The sequence below is a fragment of the Streptomyces tauricus genome, assembly GCF_014650955.1.
GTDB classification, from domain to species: domain Bacteria; phylum Actinomycetota; class Actinomycetes; order Streptomycetales; family Streptomycetaceae; genus Streptomyces; species Streptomyces tauricus.
The window spans coordinates 15,707-40,469 of sequence record NZ_BMVY01000048.1 but is presented as its reverse complement, the minus strand read 5'-3'; the positions used below and the strand labels follow the sequence as shown (position 1 = coordinate 40,469).

Here is a 24,763-nt window from a genome sequence, read left to right as displayed (position 1 = left end):
GCACGCCGGGAAGCCTACCGGTTCACGCTCCTTGCCCGACGGCCCGTGGGGCTCTCAGACGGCCACCGTCGTACGGAGCCGCAGGTCGCGCGACGAGGCCCCGATCCACACGGTCCGCCGCCCGGTGCCGAGCACCCAGCCGGGCCGGCGCGGGTCCCACGAGGACAGCGTGCGCGCGTCGACGCGCACGGTGATCCTGCGTGACTCCCCCGCCTTGAGGGCGAGCCGCCGGTAGCCGCTCAGCACACGGACGGCCCGTTCGAGACGGAGGTCCGGGGAGGGGCCCACGTAGACCTGCGGGATGTCGACGCCGGCCCGCCGGCCCGTGTTCCGGACGGTGAAGGCGACGTCCAGCCCGTCCCCGGTCCGTTCGACGGCCAGGTCGTCGTAGGCGAAGGAGGTGTACGAGAGTCCGTGCCCGAACGGGAACAGCGGCCGTACGTTCTTGGCGTCGTACCAGCGGTAACCGGCGTGGATGCCCTCGGAGTACTCCTCGACGCCGCTCACGCCCGGGTAGCGGCGTGGTTCGCCGGCGACCGGGTGGCTGTCGTCGTCGGCCGGGAAGGACTGGGTGAGGCGTCCGCCGGGGTCGCAGTCGCCGAACAGGACGGCCGCGGTGGCCGCCGCGCCCTCCTGGCCCGGGTAGTACATCTGCAGCACGGCGGCGGTGCGCTCCAGCCACGGCATCGCGGTCGACGAGGAGGTGTTGAGGACGACGGTGGTGCGCGGGTTCGCCGCGGTCACCGCCTCGATCAGGTGCGGCTGGTGGCCGGGGAGCGCGAGGGTCGTGCGGTCCTGGTTCTCGGTGGCGTCCTCGTAGGCGAAGAGGATCACGCTGTGCGCGGCGGACGCGGCCCGCACGGCCTCGGCCACGTCCTGGGCGCGGGTCGCGCCGGTGACGCGCCGCAGCCGGAACGTCTGCCCCGTGTCGCCGCCCTTCGCGGTGATCTCGATCCGGTGCCCGCCGGGGCTGAGGTGGAGTGTCTTGCGCCGTACCGCAAGGCCGTCGGGGGCGGCCGACACCAGTCCGCCGGCGAACTGCTCGGCGAGCCCGGCCACCACGGGGAAGAGTTCCGTTCCGTCGAGGAGCACCTTGGGCCGCGTACCGGAGTAGTGGATGACGAAGGTCCACTCGTCGGCGTCGTCGACGGTGAGGGTGCCGTCGTACGTCCAGGTCTTCCCGGCGGCGACCCGCTGGGCCTCGGGGGCGATACCCGCCGAGAGGGCGTTCTTCGGCAGGGGTCTGCCGTACAGGTCCTCGCCGAGCGCGTACGAGATCCGGGCGCCCCGGCCCGCGCGGGACCTGATGGCGTCGAGCGGGCTGTCGGCGTGGTCGGGGATCACGTGGGCGCTGCCGCCGCCGCTGACGAAGGGCAGGGAGCCGGTGGGGCCGACGACGGCGATGCTGCGGGCGGCCTCGCCGGTGAGGGGCAGGGCGGCGTTCTTGTTGTGCAGGAGGGTGGCGCCCGCCTTGGCGACCTCCAGGGCGACGGCGGCGCCCGCCGCCGGGTCCCGGCGCGGGCGGGGCGGGGCGCTGCCGTCGAGCAGGCCGAAGTCGTCCATCGCGGTGAGGACGCGGCGTACGGACCGGTCGACGTACTCCTCGGAGACGCCGCCGTCCTGGACCGCCTTCTTGAGGGCGGCCCCGAAGTACCTGCTGTTCGGCATCTCCATGTCAAGGCCCGCGGTGAGCGAGGCGACGGTGCTGTGGGCGGCGTACCAGTCGGTCATCACCCAGCCCTCGAAGCCCCAGCGGTCGCGCAGGATGTCGGTGAGGAGTTCCTTGTTCTCGCAGGCGTAGACGCCGTTGACCTTGTTGTAGGCGCCCATGGCGGCGCGGGCTCCCGCGCCGACGGCGGCCTCGAAGCCGCGCAGTTCGACCTCGTTGAGGGTCTGTTCGTCGACCCGGACGTCGACGGTCTCGCGGTCCTTCTCCTGGTTGTTCATCGCGTAGTGCTTGACGGTCGCGATGAGTCCCGCGCCCTGGATGCCCTTGATCTCCTCGGCGACGAGGTCGGCGGAGAGCAGCGGATCCTCGCTGAAGGTCTCGAAGTTGCGGCCCGCGTACGGGGTGCGGACGAGGTTGACCATCGGGGAGAGCAGCACGTCCTGGCCGAGCGCGCGGCCCTCGTGGCCGATGACCCGGCCGTAGCGGCGGGCCAGTTCGGGGTCGAAGGCGGAGGCGAGCAGGACGGGCGCGGGCAGGGCGGTGGCGCGCTGTTTGACGCGGACTCCGGCGGGGCCGTCGGCGAGGCGCAGGGGCGGGATGCCGAGCCGTGCCACGCCGGGTACGTAACCGGCCTGGCCCAGGGACTTCGGGTCGGTGGCGCCGTGCAGCAGGGAGATCTTCTCGTCCAGGGTGAGCTGGGCGAGCAGTCCCTCGACGCGGGGGCCCGCGGCCGGCTCCCGTGCGGCGGCCCGGGCGGAGGCGGCGGTGCCGGTGGTCACGGCGAGGGCCACGGCGGTCGCGCCGCCCAGCAAACGCAGGACGGACCGCCGGGACACGGAGCGCGGGGGGACAGGGTCGGACATGAGGCGTCACTCCTCGTTGGGTGCGGGCACGAGGAGGTGAACCGCGGGGCGCGCGGGCGGCCGTCCTGGTTCGCCCTCCGGACGCACTATGCGACAAAAAGGACTTGAGGGGCCGTTAGGCGCCACTGGGGCGGCGGAAAATATGACTCAGAACGAAGGGCCCGCCAGGGACTGTTCGGTCCAGATGATCTTGCCGTCCTGGGTGTAGCGGGTCCCCCAGCGCTGGGTGCACTGGGAGACCAGGAAGAGACCGCGGCCCCCCTCGTCGGTCGTCTTCGGATGGCGCAGGTGCGGGGCCGTGGGGCTGGCGTCCCACACCTCGCAGACCAGGGTCCTCGACATGATCAGGCGCAGCCTGATCGGGCCGTCGGCGTGCCGGATCGCGTTGGTGAAGAGCTCGCTGACGACGAGTTCGGTGGTGAAGGTCAGCTCGTCGAGGCCCCATTCGCACAACTGGCGCGAGGTGCGCTTGCGGACCTCGGCGACCGAGGAGCGGTCGGCGGGCAGCTCCCAGGACACCACCCGGTCCGCCGGCAGCCGACGGGCGCGGGCCATCAGCAGGACGACGTCGTCCGGCGGACGCGCGGGGACGAGGGCGTCGACCACGTCCCGGCAGTGGTCGTCCAGGCCGGGGGCCCGCCGTTCGAGCACCTGGCGCAGCCGTTCCCGGTCGGCGGCGGCGTCCCGCCGGTCCGCGGGGCCCTCGGCGGCGAGCAGGCCGTTGGTGCCCAGGGCGAGCACGCTGCCTTCCGCGAGCCACAGCTCGACCGACTCGAAGGGCGGTCCGCCGACGCCGAGCTGGGGCCCCGGCGGCAGTGCGGGGAAGTCCACCGTGCCGTCCGGGGTGACGACGGCGGGCAGACCGTGGCCCGCGGCGGCCATCGACAGCCGGCCGCCGACCGGGTCGTACACGGCGTAGAGGCAGCTGGCGCCCCGCGCGCGGACGCCGTCGGCGCGGGGCACCGTCCCGGGTTCGTCCTCCTGTCCGGCCCGGTCGACCAGGTCGTCGAGGTGGGCCAGCACCTCCTCGGGCGGCAGGTCCAGGTCGGCGAGGGTCTGTACGGCGGCGCGCAGCCGGCCCATGGCGGCGGCGGCCTCGATGCCGTGCCCGACGACGTCACCGACCACGAGGGCGACCCTGGCGCCGGACAGCGGGATGACGTCGAACCAGTCCCCGCCGAGGCCCGTCAGCTCGTCGGCGGGCCGGTAGCGGGCGGCGACCTCCATCGCGTCCTGTTCGGGCAGCCGGTGCGGGAGCAGATGACGTTGCAGGACCAGTGCCGCGTCGCGTTCGCGGGTGTAGCGGCGGGCGTTGTCGAGGCAGAGGGCGGCGCGGGCCACGAACTCCTCGGCGAGGCCCAGGTCGTCGTGGTCGAAGGGCTCCTCGCGGCGGCTCCGGAAGAACGTGGTGATGCCGAGCGTGGTGCCGCGGGCCCGGATGGGCACGATCATCGCGGTGTGCGGTACCGGGCCGGGGAGGGCGGTGCCCTCACCCTGGGGCGGGTCGGCGGTCCATGTCCCGGCCCGTGGGTCGAGGCGCGTCTCGATCCAGGACCTGCCGCCGGTCAGGGCGGTGACCGGGGGTGCGTCGGCGCGGTACCGGGCCACCTGGCCGATCTCCACGGAGTCCTCGGGGATCCCGGCGTCGACCGACCGGTGGCCGGCCCTGCGCAGTGGCACGGCGTCCGGCCCGCCCAGGGGCCGGCCGGTGGGTCCTGGCGCCGGTTCACCGCCTTCGAGGACGGTCTCCAGCAGGTCCACGGTGACGAGGTCGGCGAGTCCCGGTACCGCGATGTCGGCCAGTTCCTGGGCGGTGCGAGTGACGTCCAGGGTGCGGCCGATGCTCTTGCCCGCCCGGTCCAGGAGGGTGAGGCGTTCGCGGGCCCGGTAGCGCTCGGTGACGTCGACGACGGTGTAGTACACGCCGAGCGGGGTGCCCTGGTCGTCGTCGAGCCGGGTGAAGGACATGGCGTGGGCGGTCTGCCGGTGCGGTGCCGAGCGGACAGTGCCGACGTGTTCGTAGCCCGCCACGGTCTCGCCGGTCTCCATCACCTGGCGCATCACCGCTTCCAGGGCGGCGGCGTCGAGGCCGGGCTGTATGTCGCCGAGCCGTTTGCCGATGCGCTCGCGTCCGGGCCCGCCGCCGAACTGTTCCAGGGCGGCGTTCGACCAGACGAACCGCAGGTCGGTGTCGACGACGGCGATGCCGATCGGCGAGAGGGCGGCCATCCGTTCCAGTACCCCGCGGCTCATGCCCCAGCCCGGGGTGCCCGCGGTGTCGGCGGCCAGGGCCACCCAGCGGGGCGGGCCGTCCGCGACCTCCGTGGCGGCCAGCACCCGCACGGTGGCGACGACCGGGTGGCCGTCACGGTGGCGTACCGCGAGAAGCCCGGTCCAGTGGCCGTCCCGCACGCAGCGGCGGGCCAGGTCGGGCAGGCGCGCGGCGTCCTCGGGCATCAGCAGGTCCGCCACGGAACGGCCCACGGCCTCGGCACCGCGGTGGCCGAACAGCCGTTCGGCGTCCGATGTCCAGCCGGACACCGCCGCGTGGGCGTCCAGCAGCACCACCGCGGCGTCCGGCACGTCGAACCGACGCGCCGCCACGCCGCTCTCCTCGCTCGTCGACACCCTGACCCTCTCCGTCGCTGGGAGTGGTCTTCCCGTGCGCCGCGTCCCGTGCACGTGCACCGCACGGGCCCAACGTACCGCCGCGGAGGGCCGGTGAGCCCGGCAAACGCACCCGATCAGGGACGGACGAGCAACTGGAAGTCGAAGGTGTAGCGGGCCGCCCGGTAGACATGGGTCCCGTACTCCACGGCCCGCCCGGTGTCGTCGTAGGCCGTGCGTCGCATGGTGAGCAGCGCCGCTCCCGCGGGCTCGTCGAGCAGGACGCCCTCCGCCGCGGTGGCGCTGCGGGCGCCGACGGTCTGGTGGGCGCTGTGCAGGGTGATGCCGGCGGCCTTCATCAGCCGGTACAGGCCGGTCGCCTCAAGTCTCCCGGTGTCCAGGTCGAGGAGCGTGGCGGGCAGGTGGTTGCGCAGGTGCGCCACGGGTTCGCCGTGGGTGGTGCGCAGCCGTTCGAGCACGATGACGTCCCGGCCCTCGGGGATGCCGAGGGCCGCGGCGACCTCCGCGGAGGCCGACTCGATGTCGTTGCGCAGCACCCGGGTGGCGGGGCTCTGCCCGGCGGCGGCGAGGTCGTCGTACAGGCTGCTCAGTTCCAGCGAGCGCCGGACCTGGCTGTGCACCACCTGGGTGCCAATGCCCCTGCGGCGTACCAGCAGGCCCTTCTCCACCAGGGACTGGATGGCCTGGCGGACGGTGGGCCGCGACAGGCCGAGCCGCGCGGCGATGTCCACCTCGTTGCCCAGCAGGTTGCCCGGGGCGAGCGCCCCGTGCTCGATCGCCGACTCCAGCTGCTGGGCGAGCTGGTAGTAGAGCGGGATCGGGCTGCCCCGGTCCAGGGCGACCTCCAGCCGGTCGAAGGCCCCGGCGGTGGCCGGACGTGTGGTTCCGGTCCCTGCCACTCGTGCCCCTTCCTTCGGATGTACGGACGTACGTGCGCGGGTGGCTCCGCCGACGCGTCAGGAGTTGCTGGGGAAGCCGAGGTTGATGCCACCACCGTCGGCCGGGTCGGGCCAGCGGGTGGTGATGACCTTGCCCTGGGTGTAGAAGGCGACGCCGTCGTTGCCGTAGACGTGGTGGCCGCCGAAGAGGGAGTCCTTCCAGCCGCCGAAGGAGTGGTAGCCGACGGGGACGGGGATCGGCACGTTCACGCCGACCATGCCGGCCTGGACCTCCAGCTGGAAGCGGCGGGCGGCGCCGCCGTCGCGGGTGAAAATCGCGGTGCCGTTGCCCCAGCGGGAGGCGTTGATCAGCGCGATGCCCTCGTCGTACGTCTCGGCGCGGACGACGCACAGCACCGGGCCGAAGATCTCGTCCCGGTAGGCGTCGGCGGTGACCGGGACCTTGTCGAGGAGCGAGACGCCGAGGAAGAAGCCGTCCTCGTGGCCGGGCACGGTGAAGCCGGTGCCGTCGACGACGACCTCGGCGCCCTGGGCGGCGGCGCCCGCGACGTACGAGGCGACCTTGTCGCGGTGCTCGCGGGTGATGAGCGGGCCCATCTCGGAGGCCGGGTCGCTGCCGGGGCCGATCTTCAGGCCCTTGGCGCGCTCGGCGATCTTCTCGACCAGTTCGTCGCCGGTGCCGCCGACCGCGACGACGACCGAGACGGCCATGCAGCGCTCGCCTGCCGAGCCGTACGCGGCGCTGATGGCCTGGTCGGCGGCGAAGTCCAGGTCGGCGTCGGGCAGGACGAGCATGTGGTTCTTGGCGCCGCCGAGGGCCTGGACGCGCTTGCCGTGCTCGATGCCCTTGATCTGGATGTACTTGGCGATGGGCGTGGAGCCGACGAAGGAGACGGCCGTGATGTCCGGGTGCTCCAGGAGCCGGTCGACGGCCGCCTTGTCGCCGTGGACGACGTTGAGCACGCCGTCGGGAAGTCCGGCCTCGGAGGCCAGCTCGGCCAGCCGGTAGGAGGCGGAGGGGTCCTTCTCGCTCGGCTTGAGCACGAACGTGTTGCCGCACGCGATGGCGAGGGGGAACATCCACATCGGCACCATGGCCGGGAAGTTGAACGGTGTGATGCCCGCGACGACACCGAGCGGCTGGCGGATCGCGGCCACGTCGACCCGGGTGGAGACCTGGGTCGACAGCTCGCCCTTCAGCAACTGCGGGACGGAACAGGCGAGTTCGACGATCTCCATGCCCCGGGCGACCTCGCCGAGCGCGTCGGAGTGCACCTTGCCGTGCTCGGCGGTGATCAGCTCGGCGATCTCGTCGCGGTGCGCGTCGAGCAGTTCGCGGTACTTGAAGAGGACCGAGGTGCGCTTGGCGAGGGAGGCGGTGCCCCAGCTCTCGAAGGCGGCCTTCGCGGAGGCGACGGCGGCGTCCACCTCGTCCACGGAGGCGAAGGGCACCTGCTTCTCCTGGGCGCCGGTGGCGGGGTTGTAGACGGGGCCGAAGCGGTCGGAGGCACCCGCGACGGGCTTTCCGCCGATCCAGTGGTCGATGTTCTTCATACGGTGCCGGTCCTTTTCATGAGCGGGTCGAGCGGGGCGAGCAGGGGGAACGGGCGGGATCAGAGGTGGCGGCGGCGGTCGGCGACCTGCTGCTCGTACGTCGTACGGGCACTGGTCGCGGCCTCACGGGAGGAGACCTCGGCGACCGGTACGTCCCACCAGGCCTCGGCGCCCGGCGAGCTGGGCGTCGGGTCGGTCTCGACGTACACGCAGGTGGGCCGGTCGGAGGCGCGGGCGGTGGCCAGCGCGTGCCGCAGTTCGCCGACGGTCTTGGCGCGCAGGACGTCCATGCCGAGGCTGGCGGCGTTGGCGGCCAGGTCGACCGGCAGCGGGTCCCCGGTGAAGCTGCCTCCCCCAGACTTCGTCCGGGGGGACCCCCAGACGCGGTAGCGGTAGGCGGTGCCGAAGCGTTCGGCGCCGACCGACTCGGAGAGGCCTCCGATGGACGCGTACCCGTGGTTCTGGATGAGGACCAGGTTGACGGGCAGCCCCTCCTGGACAGCCGTGACGATCTCGGTCGGCATCATGAGGTACGTGCCGTCGCCGACCAGCGACCAGACGGGCGTGCCGGGGGCGGCCTGCTGGACGCCGATGCCGGCCGGGATCTCGTAGCCCATGCAGGAGTAGCCGTACTCCAGGTGGTACTGGCGCGGGCTGCGGGCGCGCCAGAGCTTGTGGAGGTCGCCGGGGAGCGAGCCGGCCGCGTTGATCACCACGTCGTCGTCGCCGACCACGGCGTCCAGGGCGCCGAGGACCTGTGTCTGGGTGGGGACGGCGTGCTCGTCGTCGGCCCGGTAGACCGAGTCGACGATCTGCTCCCAGCGCTCCTTGCCCGCGCGGTACTCGGCCTCGTACGCCTCGTCCACGCGGTGGCCGGAGAGCGCCTCCGTGAGGGCTTCGAGACCGGCGCGGGCGTCGGCCACCAGCGTCCGGGCGCTCAGCTTGTGGGCGTCGAAGGCGGCCACGTTGAGATTCACGAACCGGACGCCCGGCTCCTGGAAGAGCGTGCCGGAGGCGGTGGTGAAGTCCGAGTAGCGGGTGCCGACACCGATGACCAGGTCGGCGGTGCGGGCCAGGTCGTCGGCGACGGCGGTGCCGGTGTGGCCGATGCCTCCGACGTCCGCCGGGTGGTCGTGGCGCAGCGAGCCCTTGCCGGCCTGGGTGGACGCGACCGGGATGCCGGTGGCGTCCACGAACGCCTTCAGCGCCTGCTCGGCCTCGCTGTGGTGGACGCCGCCGCCCGCGACGATCAGAGGGCGCCGGGAGCCGCGTACGGCCTCCACGGCGGCGGCCAGCTCGGCCTGTTCGGGCGCCGGGCGGCGCACGTGCCAGATCCGCTCGGCGAAGAACTCCTCGGGCCAGTCGTACGCCTCGGCCTGCACGTCCTGCGGCAGGGCGAGGGTGACGGCGCCGGTGTCGACGGGGTCGGCGAGCACCCGCATCGCGTTGAGGGCGGAGGGGATCAGCGCCTCGGGGCGGTGGATGCGGTCGAAGTAGCGGGAGACCGGGCGCAGGGTGTCGTTGACGGACACGTCGGCCTCGACGGGGTGCTCCAGTTGCTGGAGCAGCGGGTCGGCGGCGCGGGTCGCGAAGTAGTCGCCGGGCAGCAGCAGCACGGGGATGCGGTTGATCGTGGCCAGGGCGGCACCGGTGACGAGGTTGGTGGCGCCGGGGCCGATGGAGGTGGTGACGGCCTGGGCGGAGAGCCGGTCGAGCTGGCGGGCGTACCCGACGGCGGCGTGCACCATGGCCTGTTCGTTGCGGCCCTGGTGGAAGGGCATGGTCTCCTCGCCGGCCTCCAGGAGTGCCTGGCCGAGGCCTGCCACGTTGCCGTGGCCGAAGATCCCCCAGGTACCGGCGATCAGCCGGTGCCGTACGCCGTCGCGTTCGGTGTACTGGACGGCCAGGAAACGCACCAGTGCCTGGGCGACGGTCAGACGGAGGGTGGAGCGGCTCATCGGTTCCTCACTGGGATGCGGAGGTGACGGGGGCGGGGCGCGGAGGTCAGGAGGTCAGCCGGGGGTCGACGGGCTGGTCCGGCCAGGTGTCGCGGATCCAGGCGTGGTCCGGGTGGTCGCAGATCAGCCAGGCCCGGTCGGCGCCGGGGCCCGCCATGACGTTGAGGTAGTACATGTCGTGGCCGGGCGAGGCGATGGAGGGGCCGTGCCAGCCGTCCGGGATGAGGACGACGTCCCCGCCGCGCACCTCGGCGAGCACGTCGGTGCCGCTGCCGTTGCCGGACGGTGAGACGCGCTGGTAGCCGAGGCCCGGGGTGCCCTCGTGGTCGGCGATCTCGAAGTAGTAGATCTCCTCCAGCTCCGACTCCTCCCCCGGCCGGTTCTCGTCGTGCTTGTGCGGCGGGTACGAGGACCAGTTGCCGCCCGGGGTGATGACCTCGACCGCGATGAGCTTGTCGCACTCGAAGACGCCGGCCGCGCCGAAGTTGTGGACCCGGCGGGAGCAGTTGCCGCTGCCGCGCAGTTCGACGGGCACGGAGTCGGCGGGTCCGTAGCGGGCCGGCAGGCGGCGCTCGCAGCGGGCCCCGGTGAGGGCGAAGCGGCCGCCCTCGTCGGAGGTGAGGGCGGCGGTCGCGTCCCTGGGCACGTAGACGAAGTCGCTGACGCCGCTGAACACGTCCGGGCGGCCGTGCACGTCGAACTCGTCCTGGCCGTAGTCGTCGGTGACGGAGACCGTGCAGGCGCCGCCGAGCGAGGTGACGATCCACTCGCTGTCCCCGGCGGTGAACAGGTGCGTACCGCCCGGGGGAAGTTCGAGGACGCGGAGACTGGAGTGGGCCCAGCCCGCGCTCTCCGGGGTGACGTCCACGGCGTAGGGGCCGCTCGCGGCCTTGCCCGCGGGCAGGTGGTGTGCGCTGGTCATGCGTGGTCCTTCCGGTCTCAGGTCACGACGGGCCGATTCGCGCTCAGAGCAGGCCGACCGCGGTGTCCACCGCGGTCTCCACGGTGCCCTCGGCGGGGTAGAGCAGGGAACGGCCGACGACCAGGCCCTGGACGGTGGGCAGCCGCAGGCACTTGCGCCACTTCTCGTACGCGCCCTCCTGGTCCCCTCCGACCTCGCCGCCGAGCAGGACGGCGGGCAGCGTGGAGGTCTCCAGTGCCGCGGCCATGTCGTCCGGGTCGCTGGTGACGGGCAGTTTCAGCCAGGTGTAGGCGGAGGTGCCGCCGAGGCCGGAGGCGATGGCGATGGAGCGGGTGACGGCCTCGGCGGAGAGGTCGTTCTTGACCCTTCCCTCGACGCGGCGGGAGATGAACGGCTCGACGAACACCGGCAGTCGGCGCGCGGCCATGTCGTCGATGGCGCGGGCGGTGGACTCCAGCGTGGTCAGCGAGCCCGGGTCGTCGTAGTCGATGCGCAGCAGCAGCTTGCCCGCGTCGAAGTTCAGCCGCTCGATGTCCTCGGCGCGGTGGCCGGTGAAGCGGTCGTCCATCTCGAAGGCGGCGCCGGCCAGGCCGCCGCGGTTCATGGAGCCCATGACGACCTTGTTCTCCAGCGCGCCGAGCAGCAGGAGGTCGTCCAGGATGTCGGCGGTGGCGAGCACCCCGTCCACGCCCGGCCGGGCCAGCGCGGCGCACAGGCGCTCCAGCAGGTCGGCGCGGTTGGCCATGGCCAGCTTGTGGTCGCCGACGCCGAGCGCACCGCGGGCCGGGTGGTCGGCGGCCACGATCATGAGGCGGCCGCTGTCGCCGACGAGGGGTCGCCGGCTGCGGCGGGCGGCCGCTTCGGCCACGGCCTCGGGGTGCTGGACACGCACCCTGACGAGGTCGGGGATGGTGATGCTCAAGGTCTGGCTCCGTTCGGGGTGGTGCGGTGTCGGCCGCGGGGTTTTCAGCCGCGCGACGCGACGAGGTCCTCGACCTCGGCGGCGGTCGGCATCGCGGAGGAGCAGGCGAGGCGGGAGGCGACCAGGGCGCCCGCCGCGTTGGCGTACCGCATCGTCTTCTCCAGTTCCCAGCCGGCCAGCAGGCCGTGGCAGAGCGAGCCGCCGAACGCGTCGCCCGCGCCGAGGCCGTTGACCACCTCGACGGGTACGGGCGGCACCTCGGCGGTGGTGCCGTCGCGGTGGACGGCGAGGACGCCCTTGGGGCCCTGCTTGACGACGGCCAGCTCCACGCCTGCTTCGAGGAGGGCGTCGGCGCAGGCCCGCGGTTCGCGGACGCCGGTGGCGATCTCGCACTCGTCGAGGTTGCCGACGGCGACCGTGGCGTGCCGCAGGGCCTCGGTGTAGTACGGGCGGGCCTCGGCGGGGTCCTTCCAGAACATCGGACGCCAGTCGAGGTCGAAGACGGTGGTGCCGGCCTTGTCGCGGGCCTTGAGGGCGGCGAGGGTGGCCGAGCGGCTGGGCTCCTCGCTCAGTCCGGTGCCGGTGATCCAGAAGATCTTCGCCGCCCGGAGCGCGAAGAAGTCCAGTTCGTCGGTGCGGATCACCAGATCCGGCGCCTTGGGCTGCCGGTAGAAGTACAACGGGAAGTCGTCGGGCGGGAAGATCTCACAGAACGTGACCGGTGTCGGGTACTCCTCGACCGGGGTGACCCAGCGGTCGTCGACCCCGAATTCCTTGAGAGCCTGGTGGAGATAGGCTCCGAACGGATCATCGCCGGTACGGCTGACGATCGCTGTCGCGCGCCCGAGGCGTGCCGCGGCGACCGCCACGTTGGCCGCCGAACCGCCGAGGAACTTGCCGAAGGTCTCGACGCGTGCGAGCGGTACGCCGGTCTGCAGAGGGTAGAGGTCGACCCCGATGCGACCCATGGTGATCAGGTCGAAGGACTCGCTCATACGCGTCGCTCCTCGTGTGGATGCGGGCTTGTGGGGGTGCGGGATGCGGGGGACCGGTGTGTCCTAGGTGTAAGACCGGGGGCCGAGCCATGTCAAGACTTTGTACTTACATTCTCACGTGATCGTGAAATGATGTCTTAACAAAGTATTGACAGCGGGGCATATGAGGGACTTACATCCCCTCCCAACAGCACAGCCGCGTTTTAGCTCCTTCTCCCCTTGTCGCACAGTGAGGTGCCGGAAAGATGGACCGCACGTCTCGCCCCCGTTCCCGCAGAATCGCCCTCGTCGCCGCGGCCGCCGCGGCGGCCCTGATGGTCACCGGTTGCTCCAGCGACTCCGGTGGCAAGAAGGCCGAGGAGGACTCGGGCAACGCGTCGGCCGGCAAGGCCGACACCCCCCGTATGAAGATCGCGATGATCACCCACGCAGCCGCGGGTGACACCTTCTGGGACCTCGTCCGCAAGGGAGCGGAGACCGCCGCCGCCAAGGACAACGTCGAGCTGGTCTACTCCAACAACCCGGACTCGGCCAAGCAGGCCAACCTCGTCCAGAACGCGATCGACCAGAAGGTCGACGGCATCGCGGTCACCCTCGCCAAGCCCGACGCCATGAAGGACGTCGTCGCCAAGGCCGAGAAGGCCGGCATCCCCGTCGTGGGCCTCAACGGAGGCATCGACGACTGGAAGGAGCAAGGGCTCCTGTCCTACTTCGGACAGGACGAGTTCGTCGCCGGTGAGGCCTTCGGCGAGAAGCTCAACGCACTCGGCGCCAAGAACAACATCTGCGTCATCCACGAGCAGGGCAGCGTCTCCCTGGAGGCCCGCTGCTCCGGCGTGAAGAAGACGTTCAAGGGCAAGACCACGACCCTGAACGTGAACGGCACCAACATGCCGGCCGTGAAGTCGACGATCAACGCCAAGCTCAAGCAGGACACGTCGATCGACTACGTGGTCACGCTCGGCGCCCCGTTCGCCCTGACCGCCGTGCAGTCCGTGGACGACGCGGGCAGCAAGGCGAAGGTGGCGACGTTCGACCTCAACAAGGAGATGGTCGACGCCGTCAAGGGCGGCGACATCGAGTTCGCGGTTGACCAGCAGCCGTACCTCCAGGGCTACCTGTCGGTGGACTCCCTGTGGCTGTACAAGACCAACGGCAACTTCAGCGGCGGCGGCCAGGAGCCCGTGCTCACCGGCCCGGCGTTCGTCGACAAGGACAACGTGGACGACATAGCCAAGTTCGCCTCGAAGGGTACTCGGTGACACCCATGACCCAGGCAACGGCACCGGCGGCGAGTTCCTCGCCGCCGGCTTCGCCGGCCGCCCCCAAGGACGGCCGGACCTCGGAGCGGTCCCTGGCCCGCCGTCTGGCGGCCCGCCCGGAGATCGGCGCCCTCATCGCGGCGATCGCCGTCTACATCTTCTTCTTCGTGGTCGCCTCCCCGTTCCGTGAGGCGAGTTCGCTGGCCAACGTGCTCTACGAGGCCTCCGTGATGGGCATCATGGCCCTGCCGGTGGCCCTGCTGATGATCGGCGGCGAGTTCGACCTCTCCGCCGGTGTGGCCGTGACCACCGCCGCGCTCACGGCGAGCATGTGGAGCTTCCAGCTGTCCATGAACGTATGGACCGGCGTCATCGTCGCCCTGGTGGTGTCGCTGGCGATCGGCGCGTTCAACGGCTACATGCTGGTCCGCACCGGACTGCCGTCGTTCCTCATCACCCTCGGCTCGTTCCTGATCCTCCAGGGCGCCAACCTCGCCATCACCAAGCTCTTCACCGGCAACGTCGCCACCGACTCCATCAGCGACATGGACGGCTTCGACCAGGCCAAGAGCATCTTCGCCTCGGAGATAGGCATCGGCGGGGTCGACGTGAAGATAACCGTCTTCTACTGGCTGATCCTCGCCGCCGCCGCGACCTGGCTGCTGCTGCGCACCAAGTTCGGCAACTGGATCTTCGCCACCGGCGGCAGCCAGGAGAGCGCCCGCGCGGTCGGCGTGCCGGTCACCTTCACGAAGATCGCCCTGTTCATGGGGGTCGGCGCCGGTGCCTGGTTCGTCGGCATGCACATCCTGTTCTCGTTCAACACCGTCCAGTCCGGCGAGGGCGTCGGCAACGAGTTCCTGTACATCATCGCCGCGGTCATCGGCGGCTGCCTGCTCACCGGCGGCTACGGCTCCGCGATCGGCGCCGTGATCGGTGCCTTCATCTTCGGCATGGTCTCCCAGGGCATCGTCTACGCCAACTGGAACCCCGACTGGTTCAAGGCCTTCCTCGGCGTCATGCTCCTGCTCGCCGCCCTCGTCAATCTGTGGGTCCGCCGCCAGGCAACCCGGAGGTAACCCATGACCGACCGCACCACCTCCCCCGACGACGCCGGTCGCGAGCCCGAGGCCCAGGCCGAGGCCGGGACCGAGGCCAGGTCCGACGCCGAGCCCGAGGCCGGGCAGCCCATCGTGCAGCTGCGCGGGGCCGGCAAGGCGTACGGCAATGTCCGCGCCCTGCACGGCGTGGACCTGTCCGTCCACCCCGGCCAGGTCACCTGCGTCCTCGGTGACAACGGCGCCGGCAAGTCGACGCTCATCAAAATCATCTCCGGCCTGCACCAGCACACCGAGGGCGAGTTCCTCATCGACGGCGAGGCGGTGCAGCTGAGCACCCCGCGCGAGGCCCTCGACAAGGGCATCGCCACCGTCTACCAGGACCTGGCCACCGTGCCGTTGATGCCGGTGTGGCGGAACTTCTTCCTCGGCTCCGAGATGACCAAGAGCCCCTGGCCGGTCCGCCGCCTGGACATCGCGGCGATGAAGCAGACCGCGGACACCGAACTGCGGGCCATGGGCATCGTCCTGGACGACCTCGACCAGCCGATCGGCACCCTCTCCGGCGGCCAGCGGCAGTCCGTGGCCATCGCCCGCGCCGTGTACTTCGGTGCCCGCGTCCTCATCCTGGACGAGCCCACCGCCGCCCTGGGCGTCAAGCAGTCCGGAGTGGTGCTCAAGTACATCGCCGCCGCCCGCGACCGCGGTCTGGGTGTCATCTTCATCACCCACAACCCGCACCACGCCTATATGGTCGGCGACCACTTCAGCGTGCTGCGTCTGGGCACCATGGAGCTCTCCGCCTCCCGCGCCGACGTCACCCTCGAAGAGCTGACCAACCACATGGCCGGAGGCGCCGAACTCGCCGCCCTCAAGCACGAGCTGGCCCAGGTTCGCGGCGTGGACGTGGCAGGCCTCCCCGAGGAGCACGACCTCCAGGCACCCCTCGCGGCATCGAAGGGGAAGTCCTGATGGCGGGCGCGCTCGGCGTGGCCGTCATCGGCACCGGCAGGATGGGGGCCGACCACGTACGCCGGCTCCACGAGGTGACCAGCGGGGCCCGCGTGGCCGCGGTCGTGGACGTCGACGCGGAACGGGTCAAACGGATCGCCGACGGCATCGACGGGTGCTCCGCGTACACCGACCCGGCCGCCGCGATGGCCGCGGACGGCGTCGACGCCGTACTGATCGCCTCCCCGGGCCCCGCCCACGAGGCGGCCCTGCTCACCGCGTTCGAGTACGACCTGCCGGTTTTGTGCGAGAAGCCCCTCACCCCCGGCTCGGCCTCGGCGCTGCGCGTCCTCGAAGCCGAGCAGCGGCTCGGGCACCGCAGGGTGCAGGTGGGCTTCATGCGCCGGTACGACGACGAGTACGTGAAGCTCAAGTCGCTGCTGGAAACCGGTCAGTTGGGCCGTCCGCTGATGCTGCACAACCGGCACCGCAATGTGGCGACCCCGCCCGGCTTCACCACCGAGATGCTCATCAACGACTCCGTCGTGCACGAGATGGACATCACCCGCTGGCTGCTCGGCCAGGAGATCACCGCGGTCACCGTGCTGAAGCCGACGCCGTCGGGCAACGCGCCCGAGGGCCTCCAGGACCCGCAGCTGGTCCTCTTCGAGACCGCGGGCGGCGCGATCGTGGACGTCGAGATCAACGTCAACTGCGGCTTCGGCTACCAGGTGCAGGCCGAGGTGGTCTGCGAGCGCGGCACGGCCCGTATCGGTGACGGGCACTCCCTGGTCACCAACATGGCGGGCCGCTGGGGCGGCACCATCGCCCAGGACTTCACGGAGCGCTTCGAGGACGCGTACGACCGCCAGATGCAGGCCTGGGTGGACGCCACCCGCCGCGGCGAGGTCACAGGCCCCACCGCCTGGGACGGCTACGCCACGGCAGCGGTCTGCGAAGCGGGGGTTCGCGCCCAGAAGGAGGGCGGCCGAGTAGAAGTACACCTCGCAGACCGCCCCCCGTTCTACGCCTGACCCCGCCCGGCCCCTCCCTCCGGCAGAAATCCCCGTGCGGCCCGGCGGGGTCCGCTCGCGCAGTTCCCCGCACCCCTCGGGGAGGGGTTGCGCCCCGTCCCACCCAGGGGCGCGGGGAACGGCGCAGTCTTTGGTCTTTTGCCTTTTGGGGGCGCGGGGAACGGCGCAGTCTTTGGCTTTTTAGGGGCGCGGGGAACGGCGCAATCCTTTGCCTGCGAGGGGCGCGGGGAACGGCGCAGTCTTCCGCCCTCAAGGCGAGCTGGCGCGGCGCCCCGCGGCCCCCCGCAAAACCTCCCGCAACCGCCCCGCGCCCCACCCCTCGCTGAGCGCGGTCCGCACAAGATCCGCCTGAGAAGCCAGCGCCAACCCCCCGACGGGCGGATCGGAATCCAGGTTGGTCGGAAAGGCGTACCCCTCCGCACTGGACGCGATCACCGCGTCCAGCCACTCCCGCCCCGCCCCCTCCCCCGCACGCGCGAGCAGCACCGGATAGACCGCGTTCGACACCGCCTCGCGGTCGACACTCTCCATGGCCCGGCCGAACGCGGAGGACACCTGCAGCAGATTGGCCATGCGCCGGATGTCCGCCGACGTGTTGTGTCCGGCGGCGTGGAAGAGCGCGGGGTTGAAGAACACCGCGTCCCCCGCGGCGAGCGGCAGTTGCACGTGGTGCGCCTCGAAGTACGCGTGGAACTCCGGCAGTCGCCAGGCCAGATACCCGGGCTCGTACTTCTGCGAGTGCGGCAGGTACATCGTCGGGCCGGACTCGACGGGCATGTCGCAGTGGGCGACCGCGCCCTGGAGTGTCAGCACCGGCGAGAGACGGTGGACGTGCGCCGGGTACGCGGCGGCGACCTCGTTGCTCAGGAAGCCCAGGTGGTAGTCGCGGTGCACGGTCTGCGCGGCGCCGCCCGGGTTGACGACGTTGATCTGTGAGGTGACCTGGTAGCCGGGGCCGAGCCAGGCGTGGGAGACCAGCGCGAGGATGTCGTTGGCGTAGTAGTCGGCGAACGCCTCCGGGTCGAGCAGGGCCGCCTTCTCCAGCGCGTTCCAGACCCGGTCGTTCGCGCCCGGCTTCGCGAAGTGGTCGCCCGCGACGGCCCCCGAGGCGCGCTGCTCGGCGATCAGGGCGTCGAAGACCCCGGTCGCCCGGTCGAGGACCCCGCGGTCGGGGAAGGCGCCCTTGAACACCACGATGCCGGGCCCGTCGGCGAGCGCCCGGACCAGCTCCGCCTGTACGTTCCGGCGGCCCTCGGGCGTCCGTACCTCGGCGCGCAGGCTCTCGCTGTCGTACAGCGGGACGTTGTGCTCGACGGCGGCGGCGTACGGGTGGTCGGCCGGGTCGGTGCCCCGCTCGACCAGTTCGCGGAATCCGTCGAGGTCGCAGTCGTCCACGGACAGCCAGGTGCGGGGTCCTGAAAGGGTGCTGGACATCGTCGTCCTTTCGGGGTGGTCCTTGCGGAGATCGCGGCGGACCGTTCGGTTCGGTGTCGCCGCGACCCGGTGCTGTCATTCTCATGACGCCGCACCCCTCAAGCAATCGTCACCGACCCATCAAAAACCCCTCAGAGAACGGCCGCACGGGCCGCCCTCACCCGAGCGGGGAAGTGGGCCCGCCAGGCAGGTTAGGCGGGCCGTGGGGCGCCTCAGCCGTTGGGGCGCAGCGTCCAGACGACCGTCATCTCGCCGGTGACGGCGCCGTCCTCCCGCTGGATGGCGACGGCGACCGGGAACTCCGGGCGCAGACCGGCGTCGAGTTCGGCGACGACGTCGGCGGCGGGCCGTCCCAGGGTGGCGGTGGCCGTGACAGGCCCCCTGGCCAGCTTCTTGAACGCGATCTCGGCGGTCACGGGCAGCGGCACGGCACGCGCGAGCTGGTCCCCGAACGCGGCCAGCACGACCGCCCCGCTCGCCGACTCCCCCAGGGTGAACATCGCCCCGGCGTGGGGCCCGCCCACGTGATTGTGGTACTCGCTCTGGTCGGGCAGCGCGAGCACGGCCCTGTCCGGAGTGGTTTCCAGATACTCCAGTTTCAGGGTCCGGACCATCGGCACCGTGGCGGCGAGCATCTCGCCGATAGACATCTGATCTGCGCTCATGGCCGCACGTTACCCGCGAGTAGCGAATCTTGAACAGGTTCCTGGACGGGATCTCGAACACATGACGTCCGCACTCACGGGTGATCCGGTACATGCCTGATGAGGGGCGGTGACCCCACCGTGTCCCGTGCGGCACTAGGGTTACTGGCCATGTGGCCAGGAAATCAGCCGCCCGGGGGCGAGCAGAACCCGCAGGACCAGAACCAGAACCCGTACCAGCAGCCGGGGTACCAGCAGCCGAACCCGTACCAGCAGCCCGGATATCAGCAGTCCGGGTACCAGACGGGACCTCAGCCGCAGAGCCCGTACACGCAGCCGGGGCAGCCCGGCTGGACCGCGCCCGGTGCGCCGCAGCCTCCCGAGGGCGGCGGCGGGAACAGGACGAAGCTCGTCGCGATCGTGGCCGCCGCGGCCGTCGTCGTCGCGGCCGGTGTCACGGGCGTGCTGGTCCTGGGCGGCGACAAGGACGACGAGGCCGGTGGCGACAAGGACGGCAAGGCGAAGCGGCCTTCGTCCAGCGCGACAAAGGACCCGAGCGCGTCCGCGTCCACCGGTGAGGACAACCCGCGCGGCACGGACGCCGAGAAGCCGACGGTCGCGGGCTGGAAGGTCGTCATCAACCCGCGCTTCGGCACGATGTTCGACGTGCCCGCCGAGTGGGAGATCGAGAGCACCGACACGAGCGTCGGCTTCGAGTGGGAGGAGAAGGGCAAGACCGACCGCACGACGGTCACCGCCCCCGCCTACCTCAAGTCCAAGTGGTGCACGAGCGACAGCGACAAGGACGGCCGCGAGGAGGACACGGCGCTGGTCACCGCCGGAACGCGCGGCGAGAACGGCGCCAAGGACGCGGCCGAGGCGGCCGAGACCCGCGTGCCGTGGTGGATCTTCGGTGGCTACACGCAGCCCGACAAGAAGAGCGTGAAGTGGGACAAGGCGAAGGACTACACGACGAAGTCGGGCCTCAAGGGCAGTGTCGCCAACGCCCACTCCAGCAACACGCCGCAGAACGGGAAGTGTGACAGCGAGGGCAAGGCCATCACCTTCGCGTTCAAGAACGGCGCGGGCGACTACGTCACCTGGAACCTGTTCGGCGCCAAGGGCGTGGACGACGAGATCCCCGAGGCGACCGTCCAGAAGATCCTGAGCACGGTGCGCCTCACCAAGGACGCCCCGACGGACAGCTGAGGACGCCTCGACGGACGGCTGAGGACGCTCCGACGGACAGCTGAGGACGCTCCGACGGACAGCTGAGGCGGCGATGGGCCGGCCCGTCCCACCGCAGGAACCATTCGCCCCGCCTGCCGCAGCGCATGGCGGGGCGGAGCGGAACCGAGCGGAACCGAACCGGACCGGACCGAGCGGGGCCGGACCGGAAGCGGCATGGATCAGGCCGACAATACGTTTGGCAAGTCGGCCCGTCGGCGGAGATAGTCGCCAGGTGAAACCCGCCGCCGACTCTTCCGCCCGACTGCGCCGCCCCTCCTGGGCGGGCCGCAACTACACCCTGCTGACCGCCGCCGCGGTCGTGACGAACCTGGGCAGCCAGGGTGCGTTGATCGCGGCGGCGTTCGCCGTCCTGGACGACGGCGGCGACGGCGGCGACGTGGGCCTGGTGGCGGCGGCCCGCACCCTGCCCCTCGTGCTCTTCCTGCTGATCGGCGGCGCGGTCGCGGATCGCCTGCCCCGGCACCGCGTGATGGTCGCGGCCAACACCCTCAACTGCCTCTCCCAGGCGGCCTTCGCGGCCCTCGTGATCGCCGGTGAGCCGCAGCTGTGGCAGATGATGCTCCTCACCGCGCTCGGCGGCACCGGCCAGGCGTTCTTCAACCCGGCCGCCGAGGGCATGCTGCTCTCCTCCGTGAGCGGCAAGCAGGCGGGCCGCGCCTTCGCCGTGTTCCGCCTCGCGATGCACGGCGCGGGCCTCGGCGGCGCCGCGCTCGGCGGCGCGATGGTCGCGGTCGTCGGGCCGGGCTGGGTCCTCGCGGTGGACGCGCTGGCCTTCGCCGTCGCGGGCTCCCTGCGCGCCTTCCTCGATGTCGGGCACATACCGCCCCGGGTGCCGGGCACCGGTCTGCTCACCGACCTGCGCGACGGCTGGCGGGAGGTCGTCGGGCGGCCCTGGCTGTGGGCGATCGTCGCGCAGTTCTCGGTCGTGGTCGCCGTCGTCGGCGCCGCCGAGGCGGTGTACGGCCCCCTGGTCGCCCGGGACAGCCTCGGCGGCGCCGGTCCCTGGGGTCTGGCCCTCGCCGCGTTCGGCCTGGGCACCGTCGGGGGCGCGCTGCTGATGATGCGCTGGAAACCCCGCAGGCTGCTCCTGGCCGGCACGCTCTGCGTGTTCCCGCTCGCCCTGCCGTCCGCCGCGCTCGCCGTCCCGTTCCCGGTCGGCGGCCTGTGTGCGGTGATGTTCGTGACCGGAGTCGCCATCGAGGTGTTCGGTGTCTCCTGGATGACCGCGCTGCACCAGGAGATCCCGGAGGACAAGCTCTCCCGCGTCTCGGCGTACGACTGGTTCGGCTCGATCGCCATGGTCCCGCTGGCCACCGCCCTGGCGGGCCCGGCCGAGTCCGCCTTCGGACGTCCGGCGGCCCTGTGGGGCTGCGCGGTCCTGGTCGTCGTGGTGACGGCGGCGGTGCTGTTCGTCCCCGACGTACGCAATCTGACGCGGCGCACGAAGGAAGTGACGCAGGGGATGCCGGCGGCGAGGGGCGAGCCGGCCCACTCCGAGAACTGAGCCCGGCGCGGGCTGTCAGCCGATGCTGAACGCCCCGGCCGGCGGCTCCGGCGACGGCACCGCGTCCTCGTCCCGTACGGGCTTCGCGTCCCCGGTGAAGACCCGCAGCGTGTCCCCGTGCTCGACGCGCGCCGGAAAGGCGTCGGAGGCCGTACGGCGCGTGAGGGTGGCGGTGTCCAGCGGCCGGTGCGAGGCGACGAGCACCGCGTTCCCGAAGCGGCGGCCGCGCAGCACACCCGGCTCGGCGATCAGGGCCAGCTCCTCGAACACGGTGGAGAACGTGGCGAGCTGGGAGCGCAGGAAGGCGAAGGGCGAGGCGTCGGCGAGGTTGGCCAGGTACACGCCGTCGCCCCGCAGCACACGTGCCGTCTGACGCGCGTACGCCACCGAGGTCAGGTGCGCCGGTACCCGGGAGCCGCCGAAGACATCGGCGATCAGGACGTCGGCGGAGGCCGCTGGGGCGGTTTCCAGCCAGGCGCGGGCGTCCGCGGCGTGCAGCGCGATCCCCGCGTCCGCGGGGACGGGCAGATGCTCCACGACGAGGTCCAGGAGCCCGCTGTCGGCCTCCACCACGTCCTGTCGGGACCCCGGCCGGGTCGCGGCGAGATAGCGGGGCAGGGTGAGCGCGCCGCCGCCCAGGTGCAGCGCGTCCAAGGGCAGCCCCGGCCGCGCGACCGTGTCGAGGACGTGCCCGAGCCGACGCGCGTACTCGAACTCCAGGTACGTCGGCTCGTCGAGGTCGACGTACGACTGGGGCGCCCCGTCGACCGTCAGCAGCCAGGCCCGCTTCCGGTCGATGTCCGGCATCAGCTTGGCGGTCCCGTGATCCACGGTCCTGGTCACGGGTATCAGCTCGTCCACGCACCCATTGTGCCCGGGACGCGCGGGTGCCCGCCGTCCGTTGCGGACGGAAGTCCACAGGGACGGCGGGCACCCGCCGGGCGGTGCCGGTTCAGCCGACGGCGGTCACCGTGCCGGCGCCGACCGTGCGGCCGCCCTCACGGATCGCGAAGCCGAGGCCCGGCTCCAGCGGCACGTCACGCCCCAGCTCGACCGTCATGGTGACGGTGTCACCGGGCCGCGCGACCGCGCCGCCACCGAGGTCGACGTCGCCGACGACGTCCGCGGTGCGGATGTAGAACTGCGGCCGGTAGCCGGTGGACACCGGTGTCGTCCGCCCGCCCTCGCGCGCCGACAGGACGTAGACCTGCGCGGAGAAGCGACGGCTGGGGACGACACTGCCGGGCGCCGCGACGATGTGCCCGCGGCGTACGGCGTCACGCGGGACGCCGCGCAACAGCAGCGCCACGCTGTCGCCGGCCTGCGCCTCGTCCATGGGCTTGCCGAACGTCTCCAGACCGGTGACCACCGTGTCCACGGCGGCCCCGAGCACTTCGACGCGGTCCCCCACCCGGATCGTGCCGCGTTCGACGGCCCCCGTGACGACCGTGCCGCGGCCGGTGATGGTGAGCACGTTCTCCACCGGCAACAGGAACGGCGCGTCCACGTACCGCTCGGGCATGGGCACATACGTGTCCACGGCGTCGAGCAGCGCGCCGATCGCCTCGGTCCACCGGGGGTCGCCCTCCAGCGCCTTCAGCCCGGAGACCCGTACGACCGGTACGGAGTCGCCCCCGTAGCCGTGCGAGGTGAGCAGTTCGCGGACCTCCAGCTCCACGAGGTCGGTCAGCTCCTCGTCGCCCGCGTCCGCCTTGTTGAGGGCGACGACGATGTGGTCGACGCCCACCTGCCGGGCGAGCAGCACGTGTTCGGCGGTCTGGGGCATGATCCCGTCGAGCGCGGAGACCACGAGGATCGCCCCGTCGAGCTGGGCGGCGCCCGTGACCATGTTCTTGACGTAGTCGGCGTGGCCCGGCATGTCCACGTGCGCGTAGTGCCGGGTGTCGGTCTCGTACTCGACGTGCGCGATGTTGATGGTGATGCCGCGCGCGGCCTCCTCCGGCGCCCGGTCGATCCGGTCGAACGGTACGTAGGTGCCGGAGCCGCGCTCGGCGAGGACCTTGGTGATGGCGGCGGTCAGGGTGGTCTTGCCGTGGTCGACGTGACCCATGGTGCCGATGTTCAGATGCGGTTTGGTGCGCACGTAAGCCGTCTTGGGCATGGCTGTACCTCGAAGCCTCTTGGTTTCAGCGCGGAGCTGAGAGATGGCCCCGGCGTGGGAACAGCCGGGACGGGGACCCCGAGGTCCTGCCGACCCTCCCCCTGCGGGGTCCGCCGGACGATCCGGGAAGGGTCAGCTTCGGGCGCCTGCCGCGGCGGCCACGGTGATGAGGACGGCAGCCTTCGTGGCATCCGCGACTGCGGATGCTGCGTGAGGGAAGGCGTACCGGAACATGAGCCGATCATCGCTGACGGCCGGGTCCGCGTCGAATGGTTTTCCGCGACCCGCGACCCGCGACCCGTGACGGCTGACGGCTGACGGCATAGCGCGGGTCGCCGTCCGGTCAGGGGCCGATGTTCTTGAGCGCCTCGCGCACGGAGAGCGGCGAGAGCCGGTCCCTCTCACGGGCCACGAACTCCCGTACGGCGTCCGGATCCGTCTTGGCGTACTCGCGCAGGCTCCAGCCGATCGCCTTGCGGACGAAGAAGTCGGGGTGTCCCGACTGCCGGGCGCAGTAGGCGAAGAGCCGTTCGGCGTCGGTGGCGTCCTTGTGGCGGAGCTGGTGGAGGAGCGCGGTACGCACGACCCACAGGTCGTCGTCCTCGATCCATCGGTCCATGTCGGTCCGCAGTTTCGGATCGGCCGTCACGAGCCCGCCGACCACGTGCGCGGCGAGCAGGTCGACGGTGTCCCACCAAGGGGCCGTCGAAACGAGTTGACGTGTCACGGGCAGGAATCCGGACGAGAGACGCCTCACATGCCGGCGCAGATAGTCGACGGCGAAGTACTGGTACTCGCGCTCCGGCAGACGCCAGCAGCGCAGCGCCACCGCCGTGCAGTCGGCCTCGTCCGGCGGGGGCGTGCCGCGCAGCACCGTCCGGGACAGCGCGCGGCGATCAGGCGTGGTCAGGCCGAGGAAAGGGGCGATGTCCTTCATGTACGCGCGGGCCGTCGCGGCCCGTTCCGGATCGGCCGCTGCGGGGTAGGAGACGGTCAGCCGCTCCAGCAAGGTGTCCGCGAGAACGCTGTGCGGCGGCCCCGAACGGCCATCCGACGTTCCGGCAGCTGTGACGCCCATGAGACGAACCATACG

General features: G+C 71.7%; 19 protein-coding genes. 6 read left to right on the top strand and 13 right to left on the bottom strand.

The features are described 5' to 3' along the window. Positions 1-54: 54 nt before the first annotated feature. From IE278_RS38385 to iolC, 8 genes are all read right to left on the bottom strand, one after another. Positions 55-2,532, bottom strand: coding sequence for a beta-glucosidase family protein (locus IE278_RS38385; RefSeq protein ID WP_189779636.1), 2,478 nt, complete (start codon positions 2,530-2,532; stop codon positions 55-57). A gap of 147 nt (positions 2,533-2,679) precedes the next feature. Next, positions 2,680-5,160 (bottom strand): SpoIIE family protein phosphatase, encoded by a 2,481-nt coding sequence (locus tag IE278_RS38380; protein WP_189779635.1) that lies wholly within the window; start codon positions 5,158-5,160, stop codon positions 2,680-2,682. A gap of 116 nt (positions 5,161-5,276) precedes the next feature. Beyond that, positions 5,277-6,059, bottom strand: coding sequence for a GntR family transcriptional regulator (locus IE278_RS38375; RefSeq protein ID WP_281403208.1), 783 nt, complete (start codon positions 6,057-6,059; stop codon positions 5,277-5,279). A 57-nt stretch (positions 6,060-6,116) separates the two neighbouring features. After that, positions 6,117-7,613, bottom strand: coding sequence for a CoA-acylating methylmalonate-semialdehyde dehydrogenase (locus IE278_RS38370; protein WP_189779634.1), 1,497 nt, complete (start codon positions 7,611-7,613; stop codon positions 6,117-6,119). A 59-nt stretch (positions 7,614-7,672) separates the two neighbouring features. Beyond that, a complete protein-coding gene (gene iolD / locus IE278_RS38365) occupies positions 7,673-9,571 on the bottom strand; it encodes a 3D-(3,5/4)-trihydroxycyclohexane-1,2-dione acylhydrolase (decyclizing) (protein ID WP_189779633.1) in 1,899 nt (632 codons plus the stop codon). Positions 9,572-9,617: 46 nt separating this feature from the next. Continuing rightward, positions 9,618-10,493, bottom strand: a complete 876-nt coding sequence (gene iolB, locus IE278_RS38360) for a 5-deoxy-glucuronate isomerase (RefSeq protein WP_189779632.1) — start codon at positions 10,491-10,493, stop codon at positions 9,618-9,620. A 43-nt stretch (positions 10,494-10,536) separates the two neighbouring features. Further along, positions 10,537-11,415, bottom strand: a complete 879-nt coding sequence (locus IE278_RS38355; RefSeq protein WP_189779631.1) for a Cgl0159 family (beta/alpha)8-fold protein — start codon at positions 11,413-11,415, stop codon at positions 10,537-10,539. Between the two features lie 44 nt (positions 11,416-11,459). Beyond that, the gene (gene iolC / locus IE278_RS38350; RefSeq protein WP_189779630.1) at positions 11,460-12,410 is read right to left on the bottom strand and encodes a 5-dehydro-2-deoxygluconokinase; all 951 of its coding nucleotides are present in this window, start codon (positions 12,408-12,410) and stop codon (positions 11,460-11,462) included. Positions 12,411-12,655: 245 nt separating this feature from the next. On the opposite strand from iolC, the gene IE278_RS38345 reads away from it, so the two are divergent. Genes IE278_RS38345 through IE278_RS38330 form a run of 4 tightly spaced genes read left to right on the top strand, consistent with a single transcriptional unit; the run spans position 12,656 to position 16,715 of the window. Next, positions 12,656-13,672, top strand: coding sequence for a sugar ABC transporter substrate-binding protein (locus tag IE278_RS38345; protein WP_189779629.1), 1,017 nt, complete (start codon positions 12,656-12,658; stop codon positions 13,670-13,672). 5 nt (positions 13,673-13,677) lie between these two features. Beyond that, positions 13,678-14,751 (top strand): ABC transporter permease, encoded by a 1,074-nt coding sequence (locus tag IE278_RS38340; protein ID WP_189779628.1) that lies wholly within the window; start codon positions 13,678-13,680, stop codon positions 14,749-14,751. A gap of 3 nt (positions 14,752-14,754) precedes the next feature. Further along, a complete protein-coding gene (locus IE278_RS38335) occupies positions 14,755-15,702 on the top strand; it encodes an ATP-binding cassette domain-containing protein (RefSeq protein ID WP_189779627.1) in 948 nt (315 codons plus the stop codon). Further along, the gene (locus IE278_RS38330) at positions 15,702-16,715 is read left to right on the top strand and encodes a Gfo/Idh/MocA family protein (protein WP_189779626.1); all 1,014 of its coding nucleotides are present in this window, start codon (positions 15,702-15,704) and stop codon (positions 16,713-16,715) included. The genes IE278_RS38335 and IE278_RS38330 overlap by 1 nt, the downstream gene beginning before the upstream one ends. Positions 16,716-16,964: 249 nt before the next feature. Here the strand turns inward: IE278_RS38330 and IE278_RS38325 are convergent, their stop codons facing one another. Next, on the bottom strand, positions 16,965-18,149 hold the full coding sequence (locus tag IE278_RS38325) for a phytanoyl-CoA dioxygenase family protein (protein WP_189779625.1): 1,185 nt from the start codon (positions 18,147-18,149) through the stop codon (positions 16,965-16,967). Positions 18,150-18,361: 212 nt separating this feature from the next. Further along, complete coding sequence (locus tag IE278_RS38320) at positions 18,362-18,799, bottom strand: DUF4442 domain-containing protein (protein WP_189779647.1); 438 nt, start codon at positions 18,797-18,799, stop codon at positions 18,362-18,364. A 165-nt stretch (positions 18,800-18,964) separates the two neighbouring features. Here IE278_RS38320 and IE278_RS38315 point away from each other — a divergent pair, with 165 nt between their 5' ends. Continuing rightward, the gene (locus tag IE278_RS38315) at positions 18,965-20,002 is read left to right on the top strand and encodes a DUF8017 domain-containing protein (RefSeq protein ID WP_189779624.1); all 1,038 of its coding nucleotides are present in this window, start codon (positions 18,965-18,967) and stop codon (positions 20,000-20,002) included. 253 nt (positions 20,003-20,255) lie between these two features. Next, complete coding sequence (locus IE278_RS38310) at positions 20,256-21,548, top strand: MFS transporter (RefSeq protein WP_246571439.1); 1,293 nt, start codon at positions 20,256-20,258, stop codon at positions 21,546-21,548. Positions 21,549-21,563: 15 nt separating this feature from the next. Here the strand turns inward: IE278_RS38310 and IE278_RS38305 are convergent, their stop codons facing one another. The 3 genes from IE278_RS38305 to IE278_RS38295 all read right to left on the bottom strand — a co-directional run bounded on the left by IE278_RS38305 (position 21,564) and on the right by IE278_RS38295 (position 24,748). Further along, positions 21,564-22,409: a spermidine synthase gene (locus tag IE278_RS38305; protein WP_189779622.1), complete on the bottom strand. Its 846-nt coding sequence runs from the start codon at positions 22,407-22,409 to the stop codon at positions 21,564-21,566. Between the two features lie 91 nt (positions 22,410-22,500). Then, a complete protein-coding gene (gene tuf / locus IE278_RS38300) occupies positions 22,501-23,670 on the bottom strand; it encodes an elongation factor Tu (protein WP_189779621.1) in 1,170 nt (389 codons plus the stop codon). 343 nt (positions 23,671-24,013) lie between these two features. Then, the gene (locus IE278_RS38295; RefSeq protein WP_189779620.1) at positions 24,014-24,748 is read right to left on the bottom strand and encodes a DNA alkylation repair protein; all 735 of its coding nucleotides are present in this window, start codon (positions 24,746-24,748) and stop codon (positions 24,014-24,016) included. Positions 24,749-24,763 lie beyond the last annotated feature (15 nt).

Coding starts and splice junctions, on each gene's coding strand:
- iolC (WP_189779630.1), bottom strand. CDS start 12,410: ATGAGCGAGTCCTTCGACCTGATCACCATGGGTCGCATCGGGGTCGAC.
- IE278_RS38335 (WP_189779627.1), top strand. CDS start 14,755: ATGACCGACCGCACCACCTCCCCCGACGACGCCGGTCGCGAGCCCGAG.
- IE278_RS38345 (WP_189779629.1), top strand. CDS start 12,656: ATGGACCGCACGTCTCGCCCCCGTTCCCGCAGAATCGCCCTCGTCGCC.
- IE278_RS38370 (WP_189779634.1), bottom strand. CDS start 7,613: ATGAAGAACATCGACCACTGGATCGGCGGAAAGCCCGTCGCGGGTGCC.
- IE278_RS38330 (WP_189779626.1), top strand. CDS start 15,702: ATGGCGGGCGCGCTCGGCGTGGCCGTCATCGGCACCGGCAGGATGGGG.
- IE278_RS38320 (WP_189779647.1), bottom strand. CDS start 18,799: ATGTCTATCGGCGAGATGCTCGCCGCCACGGTGCCGATGGTCCGGACC.
- IE278_RS38340 (WP_189779628.1), top strand. CDS start 13,678: ATGACCCAGGCAACGGCACCGGCGGCGAGTTCCTCGCCGCCGGCTTCG.
- IE278_RS38315 (WP_189779624.1), top strand. CDS start 18,965: ATGTGGCCAGGAAATCAGCCGCCCGGGGGCGAGCAGAACCCGCAGGAC.
- IE278_RS38385 (WP_189779636.1), bottom strand. CDS start 2,532: ATGTCCGACCCTGTCCCCCCGCGCTCCGTGTCCCGGCGGTCCGTCCTG.
- IE278_RS38295 (WP_189779620.1), bottom strand. CDS start 24,748: ATGGGCGTCACAGCTGCCGGAACGTCGGATGGCCGTTCGGGGCCGCCG.
- iolD (WP_189779633.1), bottom strand. CDS start 9,571: ATGAGCCGCTCCACCCTCCGTCTGACCGTCGCCCAGGCACTGGTGCGT.
- IE278_RS38325 (WP_189779625.1), bottom strand. CDS start 18,149: ATGTCCAGCACCCTTTCAGGACCCCGCACCTGGCTGTCCGTGGACGAC.
- tuf (WP_189779621.1), bottom strand. CDS start 23,670: ATGCCCAAGACGGCTTACGTGCGCACCAAACCGCATCTGAACATCGGC.
- iolB (WP_189779632.1), bottom strand. CDS start 10,493: ATGACCAGCGCACACCACCTGCCCGCGGGCAAGGCCGCGAGCGGCCCC.